This window comes from Arthrobacter ginsengisoli (assembly GCF_031456935.1).
In the GTDB taxonomy this organism is placed as follows: domain Bacteria; phylum Actinomycetota; class Actinomycetes; order Actinomycetales; family Micrococcaceae; genus Arthrobacter; species Arthrobacter ginsengisoli.
This window is the reverse complement of the sequence record NZ_JAVDVQ010000008.1, coordinates 39,921-60,148: the sequence shown is the minus strand read 5'-3', so window position 1 is coordinate 60,148 and position 20,228 is coordinate 39,921. Positions and strand designations below refer to the sequence as shown.

The 20,228-nt window shown below is 70.0% G+C and carries 20 protein-coding genes; 14 read left to right on the top strand and 6 right to left on the bottom strand.

What is annotated here, in order from left to right:
- Window positions 1–77: 77 nt before the first annotated feature.
- From J2X01_RS11120 to J2X01_RS11110, 3 genes are all read right to left on the bottom strand, one after another.
- Complete coding sequence (locus J2X01_RS11120; RefSeq protein WP_310056859.1) at window positions 78–422, bottom strand: hypothetical protein; 345 nt, start codon at window positions 420–422, stop codon at window positions 78–80.
- Between the two features lie 131 nt (window positions 423–553).
- Window positions 554–1,222 carry an isochorismatase family protein gene (locus tag J2X01_RS11115; RefSeq protein ID WP_310056856.1) on the bottom strand — a complete coding sequence of 223 codons (669 nt, stop codon included), beginning with the start codon at window positions 1,220–1,222 and terminating at the stop codon, window positions 554–556.
- Complete coding sequence (locus tag J2X01_RS11110; protein WP_310056852.1) at window positions 1,222–2,550, bottom strand: nicotinate phosphoribosyltransferase; 1,329 nt, start codon at window positions 2,548–2,550, stop codon at window positions 1,222–1,224. Before J2X01_RS11110 ends, J2X01_RS11115 begins: the two co-directional genes overlap by 1 nt.
- Before the next feature lie 37 nt (window positions 2,551–2,587).
- On the opposite strand from J2X01_RS11110, the gene clpS reads away from it, so the two are divergent.
- The 6 genes from clpS (at window position 2,588) to rdgB (ending at window position 6,937) form a co-directional block, all read left to right on the top strand.
- Window positions 2,588–2,953: an ATP-dependent Clp protease adapter ClpS gene (gene clpS, locus J2X01_RS11105; RefSeq protein WP_310056851.1), complete on the top strand. Its 366-nt coding sequence runs from the start codon at window positions 2,588–2,590 to the stop codon at window positions 2,951–2,953.
- The gene (locus J2X01_RS11100; protein ID WP_310056848.1) at window positions 2,946–3,512 is read left to right on the top strand and encodes a DUF2017 domain-containing protein; all 567 of its coding nucleotides are present in this window, start codon (window positions 2,946–2,948) and stop codon (window positions 3,510–3,512) included. The genes clpS and J2X01_RS11100 overlap by 8 nt, the downstream gene beginning before the upstream one ends.
- Before the next feature lie 120 nt (window positions 3,513–3,632).
- Window positions 3,633–4,661, top strand: coding sequence for a glutamate racemase (gene murI / locus J2X01_RS11095; protein WP_374724958.1), 1,029 nt, complete (start codon window positions 3,633–3,635; stop codon window positions 4,659–4,661).
- Window positions 4,658–5,455, top strand: coding sequence for an MBL fold metallo-hydrolase (locus J2X01_RS11090; RefSeq protein ID WP_310056843.1), 798 nt, complete (start codon window positions 4,658–4,660; stop codon window positions 5,453–5,455). Before murI ends, J2X01_RS11090 begins: the two co-directional genes overlap by 4 nt.
- Before the next feature lie 67 nt (window positions 5,456–5,522).
- Window positions 5,523–6,281, top strand: coding sequence for a ribonuclease PH (gene rph / locus J2X01_RS11085; protein ID WP_024367137.1), 759 nt, complete (start codon window positions 5,523–5,525; stop codon window positions 6,279–6,281).
- A complete protein-coding gene (gene rdgB, locus J2X01_RS11080) occupies window positions 6,278–6,937 on the top strand; it encodes an RdgB/HAM1 family non-canonical purine NTP pyrophosphatase (protein WP_310056840.1) in 660 nt (219 codons plus the stop codon). Before rph ends, rdgB begins: the two co-directional genes overlap by 4 nt.
- A 72-nt stretch (window positions 6,938–7,009) precedes the next feature.
- Here the strand turns inward: rdgB and J2X01_RS11075 are convergent, their stop codons facing one another.
- Window positions 7,010–7,777, bottom strand: coding sequence for a DedA family protein (locus tag J2X01_RS11075; RefSeq protein ID WP_310057194.1), 768 nt, complete (start codon window positions 7,775–7,777; stop codon window positions 7,010–7,012).
- Between the two features lie 185 nt (window positions 7,778–7,962).
- Here J2X01_RS11075 and J2X01_RS11070 point away from each other — a divergent pair, with 185 nt between their 5' ends.
- Both J2X01_RS11070 and J2X01_RS11065 read left to right on the top strand, forming a co-directional pair.
- A complete protein-coding gene (locus J2X01_RS11070) occupies window positions 7,963–8,982 on the top strand; it encodes a 3'-5' exonuclease (RefSeq protein ID WP_310056836.1) in 1,020 nt (339 codons plus the stop codon).
- Window positions 8,983–9,102: 120 nt separating this feature from the next.
- Window positions 9,103–9,633 (top strand): DUF4395 domain-containing protein, encoded by a 531-nt coding sequence (locus J2X01_RS11065; RefSeq protein WP_310056833.1) that lies wholly within the window; start codon window positions 9,103–9,105, stop codon window positions 9,631–9,633.
- A gap of 39 nt (window positions 9,634–9,672) precedes the next feature.
- Here J2X01_RS11065 and J2X01_RS11060 read toward each other — a convergent pair whose 3' ends face one another.
- Complete coding sequence (locus J2X01_RS11060) at window positions 9,673–10,785, bottom strand: ADP-ribosylglycohydrolase family protein (RefSeq protein WP_310056830.1); 1,113 nt, start codon at window positions 10,783–10,785, stop codon at window positions 9,673–9,675.
- A gap of 70 nt (window positions 10,786–10,855) precedes the next feature.
- Here J2X01_RS11060 and J2X01_RS11055 point away from each other — a divergent pair, with 70 nt between their 5' ends.
- The 6 genes from J2X01_RS11055 (at window position 10,856) to J2X01_RS11030 (ending at window position 18,659) form a co-directional block, all read left to right on the top strand.
- A complete protein-coding gene (locus J2X01_RS11055; RefSeq protein WP_310056827.1) occupies window positions 10,856–11,212 on the top strand; it encodes a YidH family protein in 357 nt (118 codons plus the stop codon).
- Window positions 11,209–11,604, top strand: a complete 396-nt coding sequence (locus tag J2X01_RS11050) for a DUF202 domain-containing protein (RefSeq protein WP_310056825.1) — start codon at window positions 11,209–11,211, stop codon at window positions 11,602–11,604. The genes J2X01_RS11055 and J2X01_RS11050 overlap by 4 nt, the downstream gene beginning before the upstream one ends.
- A gap of 72 nt (window positions 11,605–11,676) precedes the next feature.
- Entirely contained in the window at window positions 11,677–12,714 is a 1,038-nt protein-coding gene (locus J2X01_RS11045; RefSeq protein ID WP_310056822.1) for an MIP/aquaporin family protein, read from the top strand.
- 126 nt (window positions 12,715–12,840) lie between these two features.
- Window positions 12,841–14,022 (top strand): exonuclease SbcCD subunit D, encoded by a 1,182-nt coding sequence (locus J2X01_RS11040; protein ID WP_310056817.1) that lies wholly within the window; start codon window positions 12,841–12,843, stop codon window positions 14,020–14,022.
- Complete coding sequence (locus J2X01_RS11035; RefSeq protein WP_310056813.1) at window positions 14,019–17,081, top strand: AAA family ATPase; 3,063 nt, start codon at window positions 14,019–14,021, stop codon at window positions 17,079–17,081. The genes J2X01_RS11040 and J2X01_RS11035 overlap by 4 nt, the downstream gene beginning before the upstream one ends.
- 141 nt (window positions 17,082–17,222) lie before the next feature.
- Complete coding sequence (locus J2X01_RS11030) at window positions 17,223–18,659, top strand: MFS transporter (protein WP_310056811.1); 1,437 nt, start codon at window positions 17,223–17,225, stop codon at window positions 18,657–18,659.
- A gap of 43 nt (window positions 18,660–18,702) precedes the next feature.
- Here the strand turns inward: J2X01_RS11030 and hpaE are convergent, their stop codons facing one another.
- Window positions 18,703–20,208 carry a 5-carboxymethyl-2-hydroxymuconate semialdehyde dehydrogenase gene (hpaE, locus tag J2X01_RS11025; RefSeq protein ID WP_310056808.1) on the bottom strand — a complete coding sequence of 502 codons (1,506 nt, stop codon included), beginning with the start codon at window positions 20,206–20,208 and terminating at the stop codon, window positions 18,703–18,705.
- Window positions 20,209–20,228: the final 20 nt, after the last annotated feature.

Genomic DNA, 20,228 nt, shown 5'->3' with positions numbered 1-20,228 from the left:
AAGGGACCGGAGTCATCCGGTCCCCTTTCTGCAGCTTTTCGCAACTGTTGCGGCTATAGCAGCCGCAGGCTATGCCGCTACTGGCCGCCGCTGCAGGCCGCGCTGAGAGCCTGTCCTGCTTCGGTGTACGAGCCCTGCAGCTCCTGCAGCTTGGCGGAATCCGGGGTTTCCTTCGCCGACTCGTCCAGGAAATCGATGATGGAGTGCAGCGGGGCCTTCAGTTCCTCGGACGCGGCGGCCTGGATGGGCCGGAGCCGGTTGGCGAGACGGATCATCCCGGCCTGGTCCGCGTTGGAGGTGGGTCCCGCGCCGACAGTCTGGACCCGGGCGCAGGTTTCCGCGGTGGTGTCTTGCGGGGCCGAGCAGCCGGCGGCGCCGAGCAGGGCCCCGGCAGCGATCAGGACGGTCAGGGTCTTTTTCATGATGTACTCCGGGGTTCTTACGGGCCAGACGATCGTGGCGGGGATTTGAGTCTACTGGGAGGGCACGGTTTTACGGTCAGCGGTCCGGCCGGAGCCCGCCACATTGAGACGGACCCGGTGCCGGCGGGGGCTCAGGCGATGTCGACCCCGCCGAGTTCCATCTCGGCAACGGCATCGTCGAGGTCCTCGGCAACCCCCACGGTCAGCTCACGCAGGACGGTCACGGAGTATCCGGCCTGCACCCCGTCCAGTGCCGTCGCCTTGACGCAATGATCGGTGGCGATGCCGACGACCACAACGTCTTCGACGTCGTGGCTCTGCAGCCAGTCATCGAGTCCGATCGCATCCTCGACAGCGGCGAAGTCGCCGGACCCGCCGTCGTCGGCCCCGGCGCCGGTGGCGCTGCCGGATACCGGCATGGCGCCGGGCTTCCGGTCCCCGGTGGGCACGGCGTCGTCCGGGGCGAGGAGCCCTTCAAAGCCCGAGTAGGCCGCCGAGAACTGGCCCTTGCGGAAGTAGGCCTGGATATATTCCGTGTCCAGGTCCGGGTGGAGTTCGGCACCGCGGGTTCCGGCCACGCAGTGCTTCGGCCAGCTTTCGACGAAGTCCGGATCCTCCGAGAAGTGCGCGCCCGGATCGATGTGCCAGTCCTGGGTCGCCACGACGTGGTCAAACTGTCCGTGGTGGGCATCGACGTATTCGCTGATGGCGCCGGCGAGTGCCGCCCCGCCTGCGACGGGCAGCGAGCCCCCTTCACAGAAATCGTTCTGGACGTCGACGATGATCAGGACGCGGGACATCAGTTCTCCTCGTAGATGGTGGGGATGGCTGCTTCGCCGCGCTGCAGCCGGTTCACGACAGCGGGAAGCTCCTTCATGGTCTCCGCGTGCCGTTTGCGTGCCCGCAGCACACCCTCCGCGCCGGTCCAACCGGGCAGCAGTTCGCCGTTCTTGACAAACTGCTGCAGCAGCGGCCGGTCATTGCCGTCGTCGTCGGGACGGTGCCCGATCCCCACGATTTCCTGGGTGGCCGTGCCACGCTCGTTGAGCTTGCGCAGTGCATACTTGCGTCCGCCCATGCTGGCCTTGTTCTTGGCCGCCTTGGCGACGGAAACGAAGTCGCCGTCGTCGTCCGTGCGGCTGACCAGCTTGTAGACCAGGCTGGCCGTCGGCGCACCGGAACCGGTCACCAGGGACGTGCCGACGCCGTACGAGTCCACCGGGGCGGACTGCAGGGCAGCGATGGCGAACTCGTCCAGGTCGGAGGTGACGATGATGCGGGTCCGTTCGTTGCCCAGATCGTCCAGGAGCTGCCTGACCCATTGCGCCTGGGCCACGAGGTCGCCGGAGTCCAGGCGCACCGCACCGAGTTTGTCGCCGGCCAGTTCGACGGCGGTACGCACCCCTGCCTCGACGTCGTAGGTGTCCACCAGCAGCGCGGTTCCGGCGCCCATCGAGGCGATCTGGGCCTCGAAGGCCTCCTGCTCGGTGTCATGCACCAGGGTGAACGAATGCGCTGCCGTGCCGACCGTTTTCAGCCCGTAGCGGAGCCCCGCCTCCAGGTTGGAGGTGCTGTCGAATCCGGCGATGATGGCGGCCCGGGCGGCCGAGACGGCGGATTCTTCCTGGGTGCGGCGCGAGCCCATCTCCACGCACGGGCGGTTGCCGGCCGCGGTGATCATGCGCGAGGCCGCCGAGGCGATGGCGCTGTCGTGGTTGAGGATCGAGAGGATGTAGGTCTCGAGGATGCACGCCTCCGCGAAGGTGGATTCGACGATCAGGATGGGGGAATTGGGGAAGTAGGCTTCACCCTCCGCGTAGCCCCAGATGTCGCCGGAGAAGGAGAACCCGGCCAGGTAGTCGAGGGTCTCCTCGTTGACCACCTTGGTGCGGCGCAGGAAGTCGATTTCGGTGTCGCCGAAGCGGAAGTCAGCGATGCCCTCCAGCAGCCGGCCGGTGCCACCCACAATGCCGTAGCGGCGCCCGTCCGGCAGGCGCCGGGCGAAGGCCTCGAACACTGACTCGCGGTGGGCTGCGCCGGAATGCAACGCGGCCTGCAGCATGGTCAGTTCGTAGTGGTCGGTGTACAGGGAGGTGCGCGGACGGTCCCAGCCGGCTGAGGTACTCACAAATTCACTCTAGTGCGCATCCCCATAGAATGGACAGATGACCCTCAGCGTTGCGCTCGGCCCTGACACCCAGGAGAGCACCCAGACCGGAACAGTGACGTCGACCGATGTCCTGACCGCCCCGGACATCCCGTGGAACCTCGTGATCTGGAATGATCCGGTGAACCTGATGAGCTATGTGAGCTACGTGTTCCGCAGCTACTTCGGCTATTCCGAGGCCAAAGCCAACAAGCTCATGCTGGAGGTCCACAAAAAAGGGCGGTCCATCGTGGCGCACGGCAGCAAGGAGCAGGTGGAGCAGCACGCGGTCGCGATGCACGGCTACGGCCTGTGGGCCACGGTGGAGAAGGCCACCGGCAGCGGCGGCACGGGGTCAGGCAAGGGCAAAGGAAAACGTGGCTAAGGCATTCAAGTACGGAATCAAGGGCATTACCGGGTATCTGGAACCGGCCGAGCGGGAACTGCTGCGCAGCCTTTTCGACGACGTCGTGTCCATGCTGGAGCCGGAGGAACGGGCCAACCAGGACCCCCTCGCCGCGCTGGTCGGGCTTGACTCCGAGGCGCGCGAACCTTCAGACCGTGCCCTGCGCCGGCTGCTCCCGAACGTCTCGAAGTCCGATGACGCCGCCTCGCTGGAGTTCCGCCGGTATACCGAACGGTCGCTGCGGGAGAGCAAGATCGGCGCGTTGAAAGCCGCGTCCCTTGGACTGGACAAGGACGAACTGGTCCTCGCCCCGGCCGACGCGCGGCACTGGTCCACCGCGCTCAACGACGTCCGGCTGGTGCTCGCCGAACGCCTCGACATCCGCGACGACGAGGATGCCGGGCACGTGCACCTGATGCAGGACTGGTCCCAGGCCGAGGACGTCGAAAGCTACCTGGCGCTGGTCTACAACTTCACCACCTGGCTCCAGGAATCCCTGGTCCAGGCGATGCTGCAGGCCCTGGACACACGCGGCTGAACGGCGGCACAGGGTGCCGGCCGGGGCCGGAGGCTGCCGCCTCGTGTGACACATAAGACATGAGTCGGACGGCACAATGAGATGTCCGCACGCCCGGCTAAGCCCTATCCTCGAATAATCATGACTTCAGCATCGAACATGGATCCGGCAGCGGGAGCTGCTGCGGACTCCCCAGCGAGCAACAGCGCCAGCAGCCAGACCGCCAGCCGGATGGGTTCGCGTCCCATCGGTGTGTTTGATTCCGGCGTCGGGGGGCTGACCGTGGCCCGCTCCATCATCGACCAGCTGCCCAACGAATCCATCCTCTACGTCGGCGACACCGCCAATGGCCCCTACGGTCCGCTCCCGATCGCCGAGGTCCGGGCCAACGCCCTGGGCGTGATGGACGAGCTGGTGGATTCCGGCGTGAAGCTGCTGACCATCGCGTGCAACTCAGCGTCCGCCGCCGTGCTGCGCGACGCGCGGGAACGCTACACCGCCCGCTACGGGATCCCCGTCATCGAAGTGATCCAGCCGGCCGTCCGCCGCGCCGTCGCCGCCACCCGCAGCGGCCGCGTCGGTGTGATCGGCACCTCGGCCACGATCGGCTCCCGCGCCTACGAGGACACTTTTGCCGCGGCCCCGGACCTGCACCTGACCTCCGTGGCCTGCCCGGCGTTTGTGCCCTACGTCGAGGCCGGGATCACCACCGGGCCGGAACTGCTCGCCGTCGCCCGCGACTACCTGGCACCGCTCAAGGCCGCCGGCGTGGACACCGTGGTGCTGGGCTGCACCCACTATCCGCTGCTCACCGGCGTCATTTCCTATGTGATGGGGGAGGACGTCACGCTCGTCTCCAGTGCGGAGGAGACGGCCAAGGACGTCTACCGGGCGCTGGCCTCCCGCGGGCTGGAACGCACCGACGCCACCGGCCCGGCCCACAACTTCATCGCCACGGGCGACGCCGCACAGTTCGAGCACCTGGCCCGCCGCTTCCTTGGACCCGAAGTGCTCAGCGTCCGCCACGTGGACCACGTCGCGGCCCAGTACCCCACGGGGAGCCTCGCCAGAATCACGCCGGAAATGATCGCCGCCGCACAGGCCGGCGCAAACCGGCCCCGGATCTCCAACTTCGTGGGCGGATCCGCGGCCGGGGGAACACTGCTGTGAAGCTGACCATCGTGGGCTGTACCGGGTCGTTCCCGGGGCCGGGCTCGCCGGCGTCGTGCTATCTGCTGACCGCCAACGACGGCGAGCGGAACTGGAAGATCGTCCTGGACCTCGGCAGCGGGGCACTCGGCGCGATCCAGCGCTACACGGACCTGGAGGACATTGACGCCATCTTCCTCACCCACCTGCACCCGGACCATTGCATGGACCTGTGCGGGCTCCACGTCGCGGTGCGCTGGAAGCCGGGCGGCTGGGGCCGGGGCCGGATCCCGGTCTGGGGCCCCGCCGCCACTGCCGACCGGATGGCCACCGCCTACGGCCTGGACCTGGACCCCGGGATGCATGAGGAATTCGACTTCAGCAACTGGTCCGAGCGCAAGCCGGTGACCGTGGGCCCGTTCACGGTTACCCCGTACGCTGTCAACCATCCCGTGGAGGAGGGCTACGCGCTCCGCGTGGAAGTCACCGAACCGGACCGGGACGGCAATCCGGTCACCCGGGTGCTCAGCTACTCGGGTGACACCGACTCCTGCAGCGGGCTCGAAGACGCGGCCCGCGACGCCGATCTGTTCCTCTGCGAGGCGGCCTTCGAGGAAGGCCGCGACGACGGGATCAAGGATGTGCACCTGACGGGCAAACGCGCCGGGGACGCCGCCGTAGCCGCCGGCGCCCGGCGGCTGCTGCTGACCCACATCCCGGTCTGGACGTCCCCGACAACCGTGATGGCGGAAGCCAAGGAGGTCTTCGGCCAGCACGTGGCCGTGGCCGTCGCGGGCGTGCACTACACGATTTGAGCGGGACCCGTCCGGTCCGGACGGGCGGCCGTGCCGGGGTCCCGGTCAGGGTCGATAAGCTAATGGCATGACTTCCGAAGCCCTTACTGCCCCCGTCATCCGCGCCGATGGCCGCACCCCCGACCAGCTCCGTCCAATCAGCATCACCCGCGGCTGGTCCAAGCAGGCCGAGGGGTCGGCCCTGATCGAGTTCGGCAACACCCGGGTGCTGTGCACGGCCTCCCTGACCGAAGGCGTCCCGCGCTGGCTCAAGGGCGAAGGCCGGGGCTGGGTCACGGCCGAATATGCCATGCTGCCGCGCGCCACCAACACCCGCTCCGACCGCGAGTCCGTCAAGGGCAAGATCGGTGGCCGCACCCACGAGATCTCCCGGCTCATCGGCCGGTCGCTGCGTTCCATCATCGACACGAAGGCGCTGGGCGAGATCACCATTGTGCTGGACTGTGATGTCCTGCAGGCCGACGGCGGAACCCGCACCGCCGCTATCACGGGCGCCTACGTGGCGCTGGCCGAGGCCATCCGTTTCGCCCGCGAGAACAAGATGATCGCCCGCAACGCCCAGCCCCTGATCGACACGATCGCCGCCGTCTCCGTGGGCATCATCGACGGCATCCCGATGCTGGACCTGCCGTACGTCGAGGATGTCCGCGCCGAGACCGACATGAACGTCGTCGTGACCGGCTCCGGCAAGTTCGTCGAAGTCCAGGGCACCGCCGAGGGCGCTCCCTTCGACCGTGATGAGCTCAACAAACTGCTGGACCTGGCCCTGATGGGGACGGAGCAGCTCGCCGCCATCCAGCGCGACACCCTGGCGGAAGCCCCGTGACAGGAGGCGCAGCGCCGGTGCTGGTGCTCGCCACGCGGAACCAGGGCAAGCTCCGGGAACTCCGTGAGCTGCTGCGCGGGCAGGTTCCCGGCCTCGACGTCGACACCCAGGTCGTGGACGCGGGCGCCGTTGGCGCCCCCGACGTTGCCGAAACCGGGGTGACCTTCGCTGAGAACTCGCTGCTCAAGGCGCGCGCGGTGGCGCAGGCGACCGGGCTCGTGGCGATCGCCGACGACTCCGGGCTCGCCGTGGACGTGCTGGGCGGGGCGCCGGGGATCTTCTCGGCCCGCTGGGCCGGGAGCCACGGCGACGACGCCGCCAACCTGCGGCTGCTCCTGGCCCAGCTGGCCGACGTTCCCGACGGGTACCGCGGCGCCGCGTTTGTCTGCGCCGCGGCGCTGGCCGTCCCGGGCACCGCCGGGGAGGAAGGCCGGGAAGTTGTGGAGTATGGGCAGCTTGAGGGGACGCTCCTGCGCGAACCGCGGGGGGCCGGCGGCTTCGGCTACGACCCGGTGCTTCAGCCCAGCGGGCTGGACCGCAGTTGCGCCGAGTTGAGTTCCGCGGAGAAGAACGCGATCAGCCACCGCGGGCACGCGTTCCGGGCGCTGTTGCCGGCGATCGTGGAGGCACTGGCCGGCAGGCAGGCCCTGCCCTGACGGGCGGGTTAAACCAGGAAGGCGCCCCGCACTGCGGGGCGCCTTCCTTGGGCTGTCTGGTCCGGAGCGTGGCTACGGGGTCTTGCGTTCCTCTTCGGGCTCGTGCTCCTCGATGAACTCCTCGACGACGTCCGTGCCGTACTTCTCGGCCTGGCGCTTGGCGATGAAGCCGCGGGCGACCTCAATGCCGATCGGGATCACCGAGAGCATGACAATGACGATGAAGATGATGTCCAGGTTCTCGCGGACCCACGGGAACGTGTCGCCCAGCAGGTAGCCCAGGAGAGTCACGCCGCCGCCCCACAGGACGGCGCCGATCACGTTGAAGAAAAAGAATTTGCGTTTGTCCATCTGGGCGACGCCAACAATCACCGGGACAAAGGTCCGGATGATCGGCACGAAACGGGCCAGGATCAGGGCCTTGCCGCCGTGCTTTTCGAAGAAGGCGTGCGCGCTTTCCACGTTTTCGCGCTTGAAAAGCCTGGAATTGGGCTTGTTGAAGATGGCCGGACCGGCCTTGGACCCGATCAGGTAGCCGATCTGGTTCCCGATGATCGCCGCGGTGATGATCAGCGCGATGAAGGCCCAGATGTTGACCTTGATGGTCCCGGTGGCCACGAGCAGTCCGGCCGTGAACAGCATCGAGTCGCCCGGCAGGAAGAAGCCGACCAGCAGGCCGGTCTCCGCGAAGATGATGCCGCAGACCAGCAGCACAACCCAGGGCGCGAGGGCAGGATCAGCCAGGAAGACCTGGGGGTTCAGCCAGTCGGGCAGGAAGGACGCCAGCTGGGGCTGGACCGGGCCTGCACCGCCGATCGTGGACACGGCGAAGTCACTCAAAGCTAAAAGGTTCACCTGTCAAGGGTACTTGACGGCCGCCGTCGGGCGCTCCCGGCGGGTGGCCCCGTGCCGCGGCGCGATCCGCGTCACAGACGCGTACCGCAGTCCGCGGCGCAGCCAGCGGTACTGGGGCTGACCGGCGCGGCCGGGGCGGGCCGGCCGGAATCCGGCGGTAAAGTTGCACCGTGGGTTTGGACTTTACGGCGATCGACTTTGAGACCGCGAATGGCTTCCGGGGTTCACCGTGCGCTGTCGGCCTGAGCAAGGTGCGCGGCGGCGTGGTGGTCGAGGAGGCGTCATGGCTGATGCGGCCGCCGGAAAACCACGACCGCTTCGACCACCACAACGTGCGGATCCACGGAATCCGGCCTGAGCAGGTGGCGGGGCTGCCCCGCTTCGGTGAACTCTTCCCGGAGATCGGCGCCTTCATCGGCGGCGACGTGCTGGCCGCCCACAATGCCGCCTTCGACCTGGGTGTGATCCGCTCCGGCCTCGAGGTTTCCGGCCTGCCGGGCCCGGCCTATGACTACGTCTGCACCGTGCTGCTCTCGCGCCGCTGCTACTCGCTCGTGTCCAATTCGCTGCCGTACGCGGCCGAGGAGGCCGGTGTCCCGCTGGTGAACCACCACGACGCCGCCGAGGACGCCCGTGCCTGCGCCGGGATCCTGATTGACATTGCCGCGCGCAACGGCGCCGGCAGCATCGCGGAGCTGTACCTGTCCCTGGGCCTGACGGTGTCCCGCCAGGAGGCGTTCGACCCGCTGCGCGATCCGCTCTCCAAGGCCAGCCGGTCAGCCCTGGACGCACTCGCCGGGGGAGGCGCCGCAGCTGCCCCGGTCCGGGCCTACCAGGCCGGCTGGCCCGAGGAGGGCGCCAATCCGCTGCCGAACGCCCTGGCCGAGCCTGGCCACCCCCTGTTCGGCCAGACCGTGGTGTTCACCGGCGAGCTCGCCATCCCCCGGCCGGAGGCCAAGATCCGTTCCGCCGAGTTCGGTGCCCGGCCCGAGAGCAGGGTCACGGCCCGCACGAGTGTCCTGGTGGTGGGCGACGGGTTCGTGGCCGCCGACCTGCGCTCCGGCCGCCTCACCGGCAAGGCCCGGCGGGTGTTGGAGCTGCACGATCGGGGCCAGCGGATCGAGGTTCTTTCCGAGGGCGAATTCCTGCAGATGCTGGGCGGCCACGTCGCGTCCGCCGCGCTTGCCTGAACCCGGCCGGCCCACGGTCCAAGGTTGAGGTTCCACGGTCCAGGTTCCGCGGTCAGGGGTCCGCGGTCATGCGGCGCAACAAACGTTTCGCCGGGCCCGGCCGGCTCCTAGCCTTGGACGATGAGCAGACCGACCCCGCCACCAGCCGAGCCTTCGGCACCCGCCACCGCCTGGCGGCGGGTCTTCGCGTTTCCGAATCCGGTCAACGAGTATGCGGCGCGTGTCACCGCCGCCCTGGTGGTGCTGCTGTCCGTGGTGGTGCTGCTGACCGGCTTCGGCTGGGGCCTGGCGGCCATTGCCGCGGGATTCTGGCTGCGCGTCCTGTTCGGCCCCCGGATCTCGCCGCTCGCGCAGCTATCCGTCAAGGTCCTGACGCCGAGGCTGGGGAAGACCCGCCTGGTTCCCGGCCCGCCGAAGCGCTTCGCCCAGGGCATTGGCGCCGCCATGTCCACCGCCGCGGCTGTCCTGCTGGCCGCCGGGCTGGCGCCGGCATCGTGGATCCTGCTCGCCGTCCTGATCGTTGCGGCGTCCCTGGAAGCGTTCGCCGGCTTCTGCCTCGGCTGCGCCATCTTCGGCTTCCTGCAGCGCCGCGGCCTGATCCCCGAGAACGTGTGCGAGGCCTGCAACAACATTCCGCTGCGCCGCGCCTAAGCGTCGGGTCTGCCCGCCGCGCGCACGGCGGGCGCCGGTTCAGGCGCCGGTCACCGCTGCCAGCCGTGCGGCCATGCCGCGGATGACCTCGGGGGCCTCAAGGGCCGCGAGCCATTGCGCCGGAAGGCAGTCCTCGCCATAGAACGTGCCCAGGATGTTGCCGGCAATCGACGCGGTGGAGTCGCTGTCCCCGCTGTGGTTCACCGCGAGCGCGATGGCCGCGCGGAAGTGGGCCTCCGGGTGCCCGGCCGCCGTCGGGTCCGGCGCCGTGGCGAGTACCGCGTAGAGCGCGACGGCGAGCGCCTCCTCGGCCACCCAGCCCTCGCCCAGTTCCCGGACCAGCTCCTCGGGAGCCAGCAGCCCTCCCGCGCCGCCGAGGCGCAGGGCCGCCTCGAGCCGTGCGACGAGGTCCGGGTCGGGTTCTTCGCCCTTGTGCAGGTGGCCGGCTCCCAGTTCCCCGAGCGCGAACAGTGCCGCTTCGCGCAGGCCGGCCCCGGCGGTCAGGGCGTGGATGACGAGACTGAAGACCCCGGCGCCCTGCCGCGCCGCCGGGTGCCCGTGGGTCAGCGAGGCTGCGTCTGCGCTGAGCTTGTAGACGGCGCCGGCCCCGATGTACGGGATCAGGCCGAACGGGGCCGAGCGCATCACCGTGCCGCATCCTTTCGAGTCCGGGTTGACCGGCCGGTAGAACGTTCCCATCTCTCCGGTGGCCAGACCGCTCAGGCAGGCGTTGCCCGGGGCCCGGCGGTGCTTGAGCACGTCGTGCGAGTCGATCCAGCGGGGCGGCTGGAACGGCGCCGCCTCCGGAACCGGCACGCCCTGGGTGCCGAGCCAGCGCAGGTAGGCGAGCCACAGGCACGCGTTGGTGTCCGCGCCCACGCCCGAATTCGCCCACTCCAGCGCCTCCAGCAGCCCGTCCACGGTGTACAGCGTGAGCGGCGTGTCGTCGGAGAAGTGGCTGCCGCCGTCGAGCACGGAAAAGTCCTGCAGGCCGTCCGCACCGAACTTCCCGCGGATGGTGAAGATGTCGTCGAATTCGACGGCGTAGCCGAGCGAATCACCCAGGGCGCCGCCCAGCAGGCACCCGTGGATCCGGGATTCGTGCGAGGGGGCTGGCGCGGGTGCAGGGGTACTGACGGGCTCGGTGCTCATGACTTAGAATTTTACCCCGGCCCCATGTCGGAGCCGGTGCACAAGTCAACACCGGGACAGCAGGCGACCAATGCGCGAACCAGCATGGCGGAAGACCGGATCCACGCCCGACTACCGGTTCTCGCTCGCCAACGAAACGACCTTCCTGGCCTGGATCCGAACCTCCCTGGCCCTGATCGTGGGGGCGCTTGGCATCGACCAGCTCTTCCCCGACATCGCACCCGCGCCGCTGCGGATCTCCATATGCGTGGCGCTGGCGGTCATCGGTGCCGTCCTGGCCGGTCTGGCCTACCGGCGCTGGGGGCAGATGGAAGCGGCCATGCGCAACAACCGCGAGTTGCCGTTTTCCGGTGTGATGCTGGTGATGACCATCGGGGTGACGGCCGCGGCGTTCATCCTGGCCGTACTGCTCCTGGCCGCGCGGTGAGCGCCGCGGCCGTCCGGGACCCCGGGCTGCCGGCGGAGCGGACGTCGCTGTCCTGGGGCCGGACGCTGCTGGCCCTCTTCGCCGCCGACCTGCTCATCTGGCGCAGCTGGGCGATCGCGGCAACGCAGTCCGGCGGCGTCCCCGGCTCCGTCCCGTCTTCCGTTCCGTCCTCCGTTCCAGGGGCCGGGATGGCCGTCACTGACTATCTGGGTGTCTGTGCCCTGACCGCGGTCGTGGCCACCGCGGTGCTGTGCCTCTGCGTCCTGGCCCGGCTCCGGCAACTCCGGCGCTCCACCGCCGCACCGCCGCCGGCGTCCCTGATGCGCTGGGCCGCGGCCGGCGTGATCGTGCTGGGGGGCAGCATCGTCGCCGTCATTGCGGCGGGACCGTGAGCCTGGGTCCAGACAATGCCCAGATTCGGGTGGCAGACTGCTCGCTGACTCCAAACAAAGGAAGCCCTGAACATGATCACGCCTGCGTCTGCCCCCGAGCCGGCCGCCCCGGCCGCCGCCCCCGACGATCCACTGTGGCACGGGCTGCCGGGACGGCTGTCCGCCGAGGCCCTGGGGACCTTCTTCGTGGTGGTCGCCGGCCTGGGCGTTCCGCTGTTCACCATTCCGCAGTCGAACCCGCTCTCCGCCGCCCTGGCCGCGGGGCTGGCTCTCACCGCGGCGATGCTGGCGTTCGGGTACGTCTCCGGCGGGCACTTCAATCCCGTGGTGACGGCGGGAAACGCGATCGCGGGCCGGATCCGGCCCGGCGACGCCGCAGCGTATGTGGCAGCGCAACTGCTGGGCGCCCTGCTCGGCGCGGTGACGCTCTTCGGGATCCTCCGCACCGTCCCGAACATCGCCGACACCAGGGCCGCCTTCGACACGGTGAGCGCCGGTTTCGGCGAGAATTCCATCATCCAGGTCCCGCTGGCCGGGGTATTGCTCATTGAAGTGCTCGGCGCCGCCCTGCTGGTGGCGGTCTACCTGGCCAGCACCTCGGCCCGGAACCCCTCCCGGCTGGCCGCGCCGTTCGCCGTCGGCCTGACCATGGCGGTGCTGCTGCAGTTCGGCCAGGCGGCCGGCAACACTGCCTTTAATCCGGCGCGCGCCACGGCGTCCGCGCTCTTCAGCAGCCCGGACGTCCTCGGGCAGTTGTGGCTCTTCTGGGTCGCCCCGCTGGTGGGCGCGGCCCTCGCGGGATTCGTGTTCCGCGGCTTCGCGCAGCCAACGAAGACCGCCGGGGCGGTGCCGGACACGGCGCCGGTGGACGAGGTGGACGGCGAAGCGGACGGCGGCGAAGCGGACGACGGCGAAGCGGACGGCGGTGCGGACGGCGGGTCCGACAGCGGTGCGGATGGCGGGGCCACGGTCCCGGCGGGCACCGCCGGCGCCCGCGTCTCCCCGGAACGGACCTCGAAGACGGGCCCTGCCACGGCGGAAGCCGGGAGCGACGAAGCGCGCGCCTTCTTCGATGGGGAGCGCGGTAAGCGCGGGGAGCGCGGCAAATAGTCCGCGAACTCCAGTACCGCCGCACCCGCCCGCCGCGCCCGGCAGCAGGGCCCGCCGGATGTGACCTGCGCTGCTGTTCCGGAGCGGTGGCGCATTCCTGTCGGTGCCGACCGATACCGTAGGAGCATGCGGTTATTGCACACCTCGGACTGGCATTTGGGCCGGTCGTTCCACGGCGTCGGGATGCTTGACGCCCAGCGCGCGTTCATCGAGCAGCTTGTCGCCGTCGTGCGGGAAGAGGCGGTCGACGTCGTCCTGATTGCCGGCGACGTCTACGACCGCGCCCTGCCGGGAGTCGACGTCGTCCGGCTGCTCGATGACGCCCTGGTGGGCCTGACCGGCGCCGGCGCCCAGGTGGTGCTGACCAGCGGCAACCACGACTCGGCGATCCGGCTCGGCTTCGCCTCCCGGCTGCTGGAGCGCGGGGGAGTGCACCTGCGCACCCGCCTCGCCGAGCTGGACCAGCCCGTGCTGTTCCCGCTCGGCGGCAGGGCGGACGACGGCGACGCTCCGCTGCTTGCCATCTACGGCATTCCCTGGCTCGAGCCGCGGCTCGTGGCCGAACAGCTTGGCGTCGACACCGCCAGCCACTTCGAGGTGACCCGGGCAGCCACCGCACGGATCCGTGCCGATCTTGCGGTCCGGGCCGGGACCCGGACGGTCCATTCAGTGGTCCTGGCCCACACCTTTGCCAGCGGCGGGATCAGTTCCGACAGCGAGCGGGACCTCAGCATCGGCGGCGTCGGCGCTGTGCCGCTGGATCTCTTCGACGGCTTCGGTTACACCGCGCTGGGCCACCTGCACGACCGGCAGGAACTCTCGCCGTCCGTCCGCTACTCCGGTTCGCCGCTGGCGTACTCCTTCTCCGAAGCGCAGCACAAGAAGGGCGGCTGGCTCCTGGACGTCGGGCCGGACGGTATCGGCGGGATCCGTGAAGTGCTCTGGCAGGCGCCCCGGACCCTGGCCGTGCTGCGCGGCAAACTGGAGGATCTGCTCTCCGCCGACGCCTTCGCATGGGCGGAAGGCGCCTACTGCCAGATCACCCTGACGGACGCACAGCGCCCGGCCCAGGCCATGGAAAAGCTGCGCTCGCGGTTCCCGGACACGCTGGTGCTGGGGTTCGATCCGGAAGGTGCCGGCGCCACCGCCAAGACCAGCTACAGCAGCAAGCTCGCCGAGGCGGCGGATGACCTGTCCGTCTGCTGCGGTTTCCTGGAGCACGTCCGCGGCCGGGCAGCCGACGACCACGAGGCGGCTGCCCTGGCCGAAGCCCTGGAAGCCGTGCGCCTGGAAGGAATGTCCCTGTGAGGATCCATCGCCTTGAGATCTCCGCCTTCGGCCCGTTCGCAGCCACCGAACACATCGATTTTGACCGCCTGAGCGCCCATGGGCTGTTCCTGCTGAACGGTCCCACCGGCGCCGGCAAAACCAGCGTCCTCGACGCCATCTGCTTCGCGCTCTACGGTTCGGTGCCCGGTGCGCGGCAGGACGGAAAGCGGCTGCGCAGCGACCATGCCGGCACCGCGGTCGAGCCCAGGGTCACCTGCGAGTTCTCCGCGCGCGGGCGGCACTTCGAAGTCTCCCGCTCTCCCGCCTGGGACAAACCCAGCGCGCGGGGCAGGAAGGGCTTCACCGTCCAGCAGGCCAATACAGTGCTCCGCGAGCGTGTTGACGGCGAATGGACCGAGAAGTCCGGCCGCAACGACGAGGCCGGCGCCGAAATCGCGGACGTCCTGGGCATGAACCGGGAGCAGTTCACCCGCGTCGTGATGCTGCCACAGGGCGACTTCGCCGCCTTCCTGCGCTCCAAGGCCGCCGACCGGCTCGAGTTGCTGCAGAGCCTTTTCGGCACCCGGCGTTTTGAGGCCGTGGAGGAGGAGCTTGGCCGGAAGGCGCAGGCCGCCCGCACCGAGGTAGCCAGCCTCAATGGCCGGCTTGAGCTGCTCGTGGCCCGGGCGGAAGCCGAAACGGCCACGCTGGAGCTCGACCTGGCGGATGCCCCGGACCGGGCCGACCCGGACTCCTTCCTGACCTGGCTCGGGGTGAACGCCGCCACGGCCGCGGACCGGCGCCGTGCGGCTGCGCTGGAGGCCGGCGAACTGCACGCCGGCCGGCTGTCCGCAAGGGACGCCGCGACGGCGCGTGCCGCCCGCCAGGCCAGGCTGGCCGCGGCCGAACACCGGCGCTCCGAGGCAGAGGCCGCCGCTTCCACGGTCGGGGCCCAGGGAAGCCAGCTCGCCCTGCACCGCCGGGCCGAAGTCCTGGGCGGCCAGCTGCAGGCAGTCGACGCTGCCGCGACGGCGGAGGAAGCGGCGTGGGCAGCCATGGCCGTTGCCGGGGAGGAACTGGGCGCCGCCGCCCTCACCGACCCCGAACTTGCGGCGCTCCGGAATGGGACGTCGGACAACAGCCCAGGCGCGATCACCGTCGACGGCGAATCCGTGCGGTCCGCGCTGCGCAGACTGCGCTCACTGCGGGCGGTGCTGGAGGAGCGGCTGCCCGACGAAGCCAAACTCGCCGGACTCCGGAGCCGCAGCACCCAGCTGCGACTGGATCTGGCCCGGCTGGAAGACGAACGGACGTCCGGGGCTGCCGCCCTGGCCGCCCTGCGCCATGAATCCGAGGCACTCCTCGCCGGACTGCGTCCGCTCGAGGAACTCGCCGCCGAGCTGCAGCTGCGGACGAAGGAAGCAGTTGCCGCGGAGGAACTCCTGGTCCTGGTCCGGCGCTACGCCGCGGCCGAGCAGGAGTGCGGAGCCGCTGCGGAACGCCATCGCGGCGCCCGGGAGGAGTACCAGGACCGCCGCCAGCGCTGGCTGGACCTCCGCGAGGAACGGCTGGCCAACGCTGCCGCGGAACTCGCGTCCCAGCTGCAGCCCGATCTCCCATGCCCGGTCTGCGGCAGTCCTGAGCATCCGGTCCCCGCGCCGGCTGCAGCGTCCGCGCTGACCGTAGCCGAGGCCGAGGAGACCGCGCAGCACGCCTGCGAGGCGGCGGAATCCGCCCTCGCGGTGCTCGAACGCGAACTCAACGAGGCCCAGCAGGACGTCGCCGTGCTGGCGGCCCAGGGCGGCAACACCGCGCCCGAGGACGCAACCCTCGAGGCCGCCCTGGCCAGGGAACGCGCCGCGGAGGCGAGCCGCGCGGCGGCGGAGCTTGCCGCCAACCGGGCGCGGCACACGGATTTGGACGGGCAGATCGACGGCGCCGAGCGGGCCCGGGCGGCCGCGGCGTCGGCGATCGTCCAGGCCGAATCCACCCTCACGGAAGTCCGGGAGCAGGCCGATTCCCTCGAGCTGGCACTCGACACCCTCCGGGCGAGCCACCCGGTCCTGGCCGGCCGGATCAGGGCGCTGGACGGCACGACCGCCGTGCTGGAACGCGCCGATGCGGCACGGACCCGGCTCGAACAAGCCGCCGCCCGTTCCGCGGAGGCCCGGCAGCAGCTCGAGCTGGCGCTTCCCGGCACCGGCTTCGAGTCCGCGGCCGCGGCCCGGGCCGTGCTGCTTCCAGCCGCGGAGGCGGCGGCACTGGAAGCCGCCGTCCGCGCAGCACAGGATGAAGCGGCGCGGATCGGGGAGCTCTTCGCCGCCGAGGAACTCGTGCTGGCGGCGCACGAGCGGGAAACTGAGGGCCCCCTCGCCGAGGAATTCGTGGAACAGCTCCGGGCGGACGCAGCGGCGGCCGAACGCTCGGCCCGGGACGCGGAACTCGCGGCAGGCCTGGCGGAAAAGTCGGTGCGGACGCTGGACGGGCACACCGCCGACTATGCACAACTCGCGGAGGCCGGGCGGGAACCCCGCGAACAGGCGAACCTCCTGACCGCCGTCGCCGACGCGGCACGCGGCGCGGGGGACAACAACTACCGCATGAGCCTGAACAGCTACGTTCTCGCCGCAAGGCTCGAACAGGTCGCGCTGGCGGCCTCGGAACGGCTCATCGGCATGAGCGACGGCCGCTACACCCTGCAGCACACGGACGCCAAAGCGGCCCGCGGCGCGAAATCCGGGCTCGGCCTGGAGGTTGTGGACCAGTGGACCGGCCAGCGCCGCGACACCGCGACGCTCTCAGGCGGTGAGTCCTTCATGGCCTCCCTCGCCCTGGCCCTCGGCCTCGCGGACGTGGTGCAGCAGGAATCCGGCGGCGTCGACATCGAGACGCTGTTCGTGGACGAGGGATTCGGCAGCCTCGACGAACAGGCCCTGGAGCAGGTCATGGACGCCCTCGAAGGGCTCCGCGACGGCGGCCGTGTGGTCGGGCTGGTGAGCCATGTGGGGGAAATGAAGCAGCGCATCAGCACCCAGCTCCAGGTGGTCAAGGGACGCAACGGTTCCACCCTGCACATCTCGGACGACGCCGAGGGCTGACGCGCGCCGGCAGGTCCGGCCGCGCCACCGCGGCGACGGCCCCAGGCCGCGCAGCCAGCACCCTGCGGTATAATTCGGGTGTTACCGGGTTGCGCGCATCGGGAGGAGGGACGATGCGCACCATTGAACGAACCCGGAATCATGACTCTTTCAGCGCGCTCCCAGGCGCCCGCTTCCGCGGCGCCCCATTTTCCTGAAACCGTACCCGGCATTGCCGGTCCGGCCGCTGCCCCGGGACGCACCGCCGCACCGCCGGCACGGCGTGCGGGCGGGCGGTTCGCCCGACTGCCCCTGCTCGCCGGCCGAAGCTTCATCCCGATTGGGCTCTTCGCCCGCCTCCCGCTGGCAATGCTCACCGTGGGGGCCCTCACCCTGATCACCGCCGTGACCGGCTCCTACGCGGTCGGCGGCGTCTCGGCCGGCGCGGTGGGGATCGGCTCGGCCCTCGGCGCCCCCGTCCTCGGTGCGCTGGCGGACCGGCTCGGCCAACGCACTGTGCTGGTGTTCGCCGCCGTCTTCAACACCGTAGCCGTGATCGCACTGATCCTCGCCGCCTACCTGATTCCTGGCGGTGCGGACCTGGCTGCGGCTGTCCCCGTCCTCGCCGCCGCGTTCGTGGCCGGCGCGAGCTGCCCGCAGGTGGGGCCGCTGGCCAGGGTCCGCTGGATGGCCCTCACCTCACGGGACAGCCGTGACAGCAGCACCGCGGACCTGGACACCGCCCTGTCCTACGAAAGCACCGCTGACGAGCTGACCTTTGTCCTGGGCCCGGCGCTGGTGGGGATCCTGGCCAGCCTGGTAACCCCGTGGCTGCCGCTCGCCCTCGCCGCGGCGCTGACCATCACCCTTGTCCCGGCTTTTGCCGTGCATCCCACGCACCATGCGGTGGCCCGGACGCCGGCGCGGACAGTGGCCGGTACGTCACCCACTAAAGTGCTCCGGGCATCCCGGCCGGCCGGGCAGCGTGCGGGCGCCATTGCCGCCGTCGCCCTTCCCGTCCTGGCCATGGTCTGCATGGGCACATTCTTCGGCTCCACCCAGACCTCGCTGAGTTCCTTCTCCGCCAGCTTCGCCAGCTCCGAACTCGCCGGCCTGCTCTACGCGGTGATGGGGCTGAGCTCGGCTGCGGCGGCCCTGTCGGTGGCGTACTGGCCGCTGCGGTTCACGGCCAATGCCCGCTGGCTGGCCTGCGCGGCGCTGATGGCGGGCCTGGCGCTGTTGCTGCTGCTGCCCTCGACCGCGCTGCCCATGATCCTGGTGCTCCTGGTCCTTGGGCTGCCGGTGGGACCGCTGATGGTCACGGTTTTCGCGATCGGCGGACTCGTCGCCCCGGCCGGCAAACTCGGCACGGTCATGACGGCGCTGGCCAGCGGCATCGTCGCCGGCACCGCGATCGGCTCGTCCATCGCGGGGCAGCTGGCGCAGAACCATGGCTACGCGACGGCGTTCCTCGTGCCCGTGTGCGCCGCCGCGGCACTGTTCCTGCTCGGCGCGGCCGCCGTCGTGCTCCACAAAAACCCGCAGTTGCCCTATCACCTACAGTCCCTAAAAGGGCCCCAAAAGGACCAAAAGTGGTAGAGCATCGGGGGAGTCAGAGCTGGGAGCCGCGCTCCTTGCCGGGCTACCGCGCCGTCGAGGCGCCGAACTTCGGCGTGTGCACGCTGCCGATGCTGATGTGGACGGCCTGCTGGTCGGTGTAGAAGTCGATCGAGCGGTAGCCGCCCTCGTGGCCCAGGCCGGAGGCCTTGACCCCTCCGAACGGGGTGCGCAGGTCACGGACGTTGTGGCTGTTGAGCCAGACCATGCCGGCCTCGAGGTTTTGGGCGAAGGTGTGCGCACGGGTCAGGTCGTTGGTCCAGACATAGCCGGCCAGCCCGTAGCGGGTGTTGTTCGCCAGGGCCAGCGCCTCGGCGTCGTCGGCGAACGGCGTGATGGCGACGACGGGGCCGAAGATCTCCTCCTGGAAGATCCGGGCGTCCGGGGCGACGTCGGCGAAGACCGTGGGGGCAATGAAATTGCCGGTCGGACGCCCCTCGGGCCGTCCGCCGCCGGCCAGCAGCCGGCCCTCCGACTTGCCGATCTCGACGTAGCGGGCAACCTTGTCGTAGTGCTCGGGGTGCACCAGGGCGCCGACCTCGGTCGTGGGGTCGTGCGGGTCGCCGACGACGATCTTCTTCGCCCGGGCGGCGTACTTGTCGCAGAATTCCTCGTAGATGTCCCGGTGGACGAGGATGCGGGAACCGGCGGTGCAGCGCTCGCCGTTGAGCGAGAAGACGCCGAACAGGGTGGAGTCGATCGCGGCGTCCAGGTCCGCGTCGGCGAAGATGATCGCCGGGCTCTTGCCGCCCAGCTCCATGGACAGGCCCTTGAGGTTCTCCGCGGCGTTGCGGAAGATCGTCTTTCCGGTGGTGGTTTCCCCGGTGAAGGAGATCAGCGGAACGTCCGGATGCTTCACGAGCGCGTCACCGGCTTCCTCGCCGAGGCCGTTGACGAGGTTGAACACGCCGTCGGGCAGCCCGGCGTCCTGGAAGATCTTCGCCCAGAGCGACGCGGACAGCGGCGTGAATTCCGCCGGCTTGAGCACCACGGTGTTGCCGGTGGCCAGCGCCGGGGCGAGCTTCCAGGACTCCAGCATGAACGGGGTGTTCCAGGGCGTGATGAGGCCCGCGACGCCGATCGGCTTGCGGTTCACGTAGTTGATCTGCGCGCCCGGGACCTTCATGGCGTCGTCGAACTGGGCCACGATCAGGTCCGCAAAAAACCGGAAGTTCTCCGCGGCGCGGAGCGCCTGGCCCTTGGCCTGGGTGATCGGCAGCCCGGTGTCGAACGTCTCCAGCTGCGCCAGCCGCGCCTCCTGGGCCTCGACGGCGTCGGCGATCCGGTACAGGACGCGGGCGCGTTCGCGCGGCTTCATCCGCGGCCACGGCCCGGTGGTGAAGGCCTTGCGGGCGGCGGCGACGGCGAGGTCGATGTCCTCCTTCTGGCCCGCGGCGGCGGTGGCGTACGTTTCATTGGACACCGGGTCCAGCACGTCGAAGGTCCTGCCGCTGACGGAATCGACGAACTCGCCGTCGATGTAGTGGCGGATGCGGGTGGGGAGGTTGTCCGGGATGTAGTGCTCAGCCATGGGAATGATCCTTTGCGTCG